Source organism: Enterococcus sp. LJL51 (genome assembly GCF_054871795.1).
Genome location: NZ_JBTXLW010000033.1, coordinates 1 through 4683, shown reverse-complemented (window position 1 = coordinate 4683; position 4683 = coordinate 1). Strand labels below are relative to the sequence as shown.

The window sequence follows — 4683 nt, the reverse complement described above, 5'->3', positions numbered from 1 at the left end:
GTTTTCAAAGGTCTACATCATTGCCTCGCAGCAACTTTTATATCTTATCAAATCTCCGATAAGATGTCAACTCTTTTTTTGAAAAAGTTTTAAGTTGATGGAACTCGGCAATCCGTTGTTGTGTTTCATAACAACTGTTTCAGTTTATCAGCTTCTTTGTTATTTGTCAATAACTTTTTTACTGATTCAACAAGTTTTTTCTTCTCTCTGGATGTTATTCTATCCAACTGTCTGAAAGTCATTGTCTCGTCTTGCGACATGTAATAATATATCAAGTTTCCTTGCGCAGGTCAACTGTTTTCTCTATTTTTTTTCATAATACTTTTTCACTCACCAATAAAGCATCTAAAAAGCTCGAAACTACCGTCATTTTCAAGCTGAACCGTTCCAGCATTTCTAAATCCCTGCTCTTGATAAAAACGCACAAGCTTATCATTTGAAGCAATACAATCTAACCTTAGTTCTGCTGCTGTATTTTGGAAATGCGCTTTGATAACTTTCAGCATCTGACTCCCGTATGCTTTTCCTCTGTAGTTTGGATGAACTATCAAACGATGAATATAGTATGCATCTTGACTTAAGCCGATATTCGACCATAACTCACAATCCCATTTTGTTGGCAGATTCCAGACAGCAGCCATCCCAACAACTTCATCATTTTGATTAAACAGATACACGTCCCCTCGTTCTACAGCTTCCGTCAGATTATGCTTATCTGTTCCTGCCAAAACATCGGACCATTGACTACTTCCTTTGCTTTTTAACCAGACTGCTGCCTCTTTTAGCATTTCCATCACTGTTTTTGTATCTTGCAAACCTGCTTTTCGAATATTCATTACCATTCTTAACCTCCATTTTTTAGGTTTAAAAAAAGAAGCGGTTTTCCGCTTCCTTCATTCACTTCTATACTATTACTTAAAAATCAGAACATCGGGACACCGGCCATGTCATAAGCCGATAATAAATCCTTCAGCTTTGCGGGACTTTCCCACATGTATGTATCGCTTCCCAATTTCGCAGATTCTCCTTCCTCCATTTCAAAGACAAACAGAGGCAAATCTTCTTTCTCATTATGTGCATTTGTTAATTCAACCAAACTGATTGAAGTCACATCTAACTGAATACTATCCTTGAAAAGCTGTAAAATACTGGCCAGCCCTGTCATCTCTTCGGAAACTTCTGCTGTGATAAACTCTGCTTCATCTTTCGTTGGATGAATGAGAAACTTTTTTGTTCCATCATGCAGATTCAACATAATCGTGCCGGCTACTCTTTTGTTAGACAAAACTTCCACCTCAATTGATTTTTGTTTTCATAAATATAGGAAAATTGTAACACATTTTCAGAAAAAAAACAGAATTATTTCGTAAGAAGTTCATCCATTGCAGCATCAATCCACTGAGGTAATTTCTTTTCTAAAGTAGCAAATCCAATTTTCTTATTTTTATTAGTAAAGTATTTTTTTCTTCTGTAACGCGCCTGTTGAACACTATCATTTTGTGTTCTTAGTGATAAGCTTATTTTTTTTGAATACTCATCAATGTCTATTACCTGTACATTAATCTCATCACCTATATTCAGTACACTATGAATATTCTTCGTGTAACCTACCTGGATTTCAGAAACATGAATCAGCCCTTGGGTTTCATCATCCAGTGAAACAAATGCCCCATACGGTTGCAATCCTGTAACTGTCCCATTTAAAACCATTCCTATTTTATATTGCATTCGTATCCCTCTCTTCTGCTCTTCACAGTCACTATCTCTTAAATAATATCATGTTCCCTAAATTCTGAATAGATTTTTACCTGCTATTTTTATTCTTTTTCATTTATCTTTTACCTGTTCTATTCTATACTTCAATTATAAATGTCTGATTTAAACTATATATAGAGGGGAAAAGAATATGACAGATTTTAACCATGTATACAACCGTAAGGGAACCAATTCTGTGAAGTGGGATGCTATCGACAATATGTACCACCAAGAAGATCTCTTGCCTTTATGGGTCGCGGATATGGATTTCCGGGTTCATCAGCCAATCTTGGACGCTATGAGTGCTTGTATAGAACAAGGAATCCTTGGTTATACAGTAACTCCAGATAGCCTATATGAATCCATTCAGCAATGGCAGCAAAAAAGAAACCATTATATAGTAGAAAAAGAAGCAATTTTATTTAATAGCGGCGTTGTTCCTAGTGTTGCATTAGCGATTCAAGCGTTTACTGAACCAGAGGATGGCATTCTTATCAACGATCCAGTGTACCATCCATTTGCACAAGTTATCAAAGCGAATGGCAGAAAAGTAGTCCGCAGCTCTTTATATGAAAAAGATGGAATTTTTAGAATAGATTTTAACGATATGGAGCAGCAACTTAAAGAGCAGAATGTTAAAGTCTTCATTCTATGCAATCCCCATAATCCAGGCGGACGTGTCTGGACTAAACAAGAATTAAAACAGGTCGGTGAGCTTTGCAGAAAATATGGTGTTTTAGTTATTAGTGACGAAATTCATCAAGATTTAATTTTTTCACCTGCTGAGTTTACGACTTTTAATAACGTAGATGAGTCGTTTAAAGACTTTTCAATCATTTTAACCGCCGCAACAAAAACCTTTAATTTGGCTGGAATTAAAAACTCAATGATTTTTATTCATGATTCAAAACTCCGAAAAACATTTGCTGACATTCAAACGCTAAACCAGCAAAGTGAAATCAACACCATTGGGTTAGTTGGTACCGAGGCTGCTTATCGTCATGGAGAGCCTTGGCTGGAAGAACTTTTACTTTATCTACAGAAAAATTTCCAAACGATTCAGAAATTTTTAACTACCGAAATGCCTAAGGTAACAATGATGAAACCGGAAGGAACCTATTTGGTCTGGCTGGATTTCTCTGCTTATGGTTTATCCGACAAACAGTTGGAAAAATTGTTAGTTGAAGAAGGTAAAGTCATTCTCAATACTGGCATATCCTTTGGTCCCCAAGGAAGTCAGCATATGCGGCTAAATGCAGCTTGTCCTCAAGAGACACTCATAGAAGGTCTTAAACGAATAAAAAAAGCACTGACCAATAGTTGATTGATACTTATTCCTTTATCAATAAAACATACTAAGATTAGTGGGTAAGGTATTCAACGGAATATCTTACCCACTATTTTCTATTTATAGCGTATAGTGAGGGTGAAAGGAAGCTCGAACAAAACCTCAAGGACTACGAGTCCGAACTATAAACCGAGCTCCTTCACTATCCTTTTAGAATCAGGTTTAGGTATGTTGGGACTTCGAGTCCGTGTAAAGGAAAGTAGAATCGGAAGGAATCAGTGAAGGTCTTTCAATAAAAAAGAAAAGGAGAAGAAAACAATGACAGTTATTCTAGCTCTTGATGTATCAAAAGGAGAAAACTACAAAGTGCTCTATCATGGGACTCATTGTTTATCAGAAGGGAAAATCCAACATAATCAAGTTGGTTTCCAACAGTTACTTCAAGAAATCAATGCGCTGTCCGAAACACCTGAAATTGTTTTTGAAGCGACGGGTGTCTACTCTCGTCCTTTAGAAAAATTCTGTCAGGACAATCAGTTGTCCTACTGCCTCTTGAATCCTTTGGAAGCAAAAAAACAGATGGAGGAAGGTTCCCTACGTAGCTGGAAAACCGATAAAATCGATGCACACAAACTCGCTCAAACACACCAAAAAAATCAACGAGAAGTAAAACAGCACCAGCAGGAAAAGGTTGCCACAGTTGCCTGTATGAACAAGCTTCTGAAATGCATGCATTCCATGGTTAAGAATCATACAAAATACGCGTATATGTCCTCCAGCGACCAATAAGGACGAATCCTTATACCATAATTATCTCAAAGCTCAGGTAAAAATTTCAGCGATTCACCTGGTTTATTTGGTTTACTCTTCATTGGATTAGTTCTCGTTGAACGATGATCTACCAAAATTATTTTTCTATTTTCCTCTTGACGGATCTTAGGAAAGATGTTGGTGAATTCTACCAGCATCAAAAAGTATAGAACCATTTTTCCCAGCTCAATGGCTGTTAAGTGTTTTCTCTCTGTGTGTTCTGTAATAGAATGTGTACCAGTCGTATTGAAAAATCTTTTTATTGATTGGTGTCGGGATCTCGATAATACACGATTTTTCACTAGGATATTTTTTTATTTTCTTTGGTGGCTAATTTGATTATAAAATTTGTAGAAATAGATCATTATTATTAACTACAAACTCCTAAATTTTGCCAGCAGCTTTATCAATAGCTGGTCAATTTTCATAGGGAGACAAGCGACAGTAAGTTGACAGTTAGAAAACACTTATATTCGCTATACTAACGTTGTAAGATCTTACAAAAAAGTAAAGAAAGGAAAACTTATGGCAAAAACAATTGGAGAAGTAAAAAGTTTTCTTGATAGTCTTATCGGTCAAATAACGGTCGATAAATCTAATGCCGGATTAAATGGACAATGTGTTAGCTTAATTAAGAACATTCTTGAATTTGTTGGCGCACCAAATCCATATGCTGCGCGTGGAAATGCAAAAGATATCCCAGTTACGTACGTTTCAGAAGGAATTGCAAACGTCGGTTCTGGTACGCTTAACATTGCAGTTAATAGAAATGGTGGTGGCGGCTATGGACACGTTTGGGTAAAAATCGGATCTGATAGTTGGCAAGCTAA

At 36.5% G+C, this 4683-nt stretch carries 4 protein-coding genes and 2 pseudogenes; 3 read left to right on the top strand and 3 right to left on the bottom strand.

Features of this window, described 5'->3' with window-relative positions; all coding sequences use genetic code 11:
• Positions 1 to 326 precede the first annotated feature (326 nt).
• The 3 genes from ACYSNQ_RS17860 to ACYSNQ_RS17850 all read right to left on the bottom strand — a co-directional run bounded on the left by ACYSNQ_RS17860 (position 327) and on the right by ACYSNQ_RS17850 (position 1728).
• Positions 327 to 842: a GNAT family N-acetyltransferase gene (locus tag ACYSNQ_RS17860; RefSeq protein WP_426084929.1), complete on the bottom strand. Its 516-nt coding sequence runs from the start codon at positions 840 to 842 to the stop codon at positions 327 to 329.
• Between the two features lie 80 nt (positions 843 to 922).
• Positions 923 to 1285 carry a hypothetical protein gene (locus ACYSNQ_RS17855; RefSeq protein ID WP_426084928.1) on the bottom strand — a complete coding sequence of 121 codons (363 nt, stop codon included), beginning with the start codon at positions 1283 to 1285 and terminating at the stop codon, positions 923 to 925.
• Positions 1286 to 1359: 74 nt separating this feature from the next.
• On the bottom strand, positions 1360 to 1728 hold the full coding sequence (locus ACYSNQ_RS17850) for a CvfD/Ygs/GSP13 family RNA-binding post-transcriptional regulator (RefSeq protein WP_426084927.1): 369 nt from the start codon (positions 1726 to 1728) through the stop codon (positions 1360 to 1362).
• Between the two features lie 178 nt (positions 1729 to 1906).
• Here ACYSNQ_RS17850 and ACYSNQ_RS17845 point away from each other — a divergent pair, with 178 nt between their 5' ends.
• The 3 genes and pseudogenes from ACYSNQ_RS17845 to ACYSNQ_RS17835 all read left to right on the top strand — a co-directional run.
• Positions 1907 to 3079, top strand: coding sequence for a MalY/PatB family protein (locus tag ACYSNQ_RS17845; RefSeq protein WP_426084926.1), 1173 nt, complete (start codon positions 1907 to 1909; stop codon positions 3077 to 3079).
• A 282-nt stretch (positions 3080 to 3361) separates the two neighbouring features.
• Positions 3362 to 3724, top strand: a pseudogene (locus ACYSNQ_RS17840) (IS110 family transposase); the annotation flags it as partial.
• Positions 3725 to 4378: 654 nt separating this feature from the next.
• A pseudogene (locus ACYSNQ_RS17835) lies at positions 4379 to 4683 on the top strand (lysozyme); the annotation flags it as partial.